The sequence below is a fragment of the Streptomyces sp. NPDC058663 genome, assembly GCF_042716745.1.
Lineage (GTDB): Bacteria > Actinomycetota > Actinomycetes > Streptomycetales > Streptomycetaceae > Streptomyces.
Genome location: NZ_JBHXRV010000121.1, coordinates 1 through 1,031 on the forward strand (window position 1 = coordinate 1; position 1,031 = coordinate 1,031).

At 68.6% G+C, this 1,031-nt stretch carries 1 protein-coding gene; it reads right to left on the bottom strand.

The window, feature by feature from the left end; genetic code table 11:
• A partial coding sequence (locus ACFWVV_RS37775; protein ID WP_384422929.1) for an AMP-binding protein occupies window positions 1–1,001 on the bottom strand: 1,001 nt, incomplete at its 3' end.
• Between the last annotated feature and the right edge of the window lie 30 nt (window positions 1,002–1,031).

Genomic DNA, 1,031 nt, shown 5'->3' on the forward strand with positions numbered 1-1,031 from the left:
GGGAGTTGGGTGGTGTCGGTTTTGCCGTTGGGGAGTTGTGGGAGGTGGGTGAGGTGGGTGAGGTAGGTGGGGATCATTGCGGTGGGGAGGTGGGTGTGGAGGTGGGTGCGGAGTTGTTGGGGTGTGGGGGGTGTGGTGTGGGGGGTGGTGGTGTAGTAGGTGGCGAGGTGGGTGGTGTGGTCGGGGGTGGTGTGGGTGGTGGTGATGGTGTGGGTGATGTGGGGGTGGGTGTGGAGTGCGGTGTCGATTTCGGCGGGTTCGATGCGTTGGCCGCGGATTTTGATCTGGTGGTCGTTGCGGCCGAGGTATTCGAGGGTGCCGTGGGGGGTCCAGCGGGCTTGGTCGCCGGTGGCGTAGAGGCGTTGGCCGTGGTGGGTGGGGTGGGGGATGAAGCGGTCGGCGGTGAGGGCGGGTTGGTGGTGGTAGCCGCGGGCGAGGGGGGTGCCGCCGATGTGGAGGTGTCCGGTGACGCCGATGGGGACGGGTTGGTGGTGGGTGTCCAGGACGTGGAGGTCGGTGCCGGTGATGGGGGTGCCGATGGGGATGCGGGTGTGGGGGGTGTGGGGGTCGGGGGTGTGGTGGGTGACGTCGATGGCGGCTTCGGTGGGGCCGTAGAGGTTGTGGAGGTGGGTGGTGGGGAGGGTGGTGTGGAGGGTGGTGGTGAGGTGGGGGGTGAGTTCTTCGCCGGAGGTGATGAGGTGGGTGAGGGTGGTGCAGTGGGGGGTGTCGGGGTGGGCGAGGAAGTGGCGGAGCATGGAGGGGACGAAGTGGCAGACGGTGATGCCGGCGGTGCGGATGGTGTGGGTGAGGTGGGTGGGGTCGCGGTGGGCGCCGGGGGTGAGGAGGTGGATGGTGGCGCCGGTGGTGAGGGGCCAGGTCCATTCCCAGCCGGAGACGTCGAAGCCGATGGGTGTTTTGAACAGGACCCGGTCGGTGGGGGTGAGGGGGTAGGCGTTCTGGGTCCAGGTGATCCGGTTGACGAATGCGGCGTGGGTGTTCACGGCGCCCTTCGGGGCGCCGGTGGAGCCTGA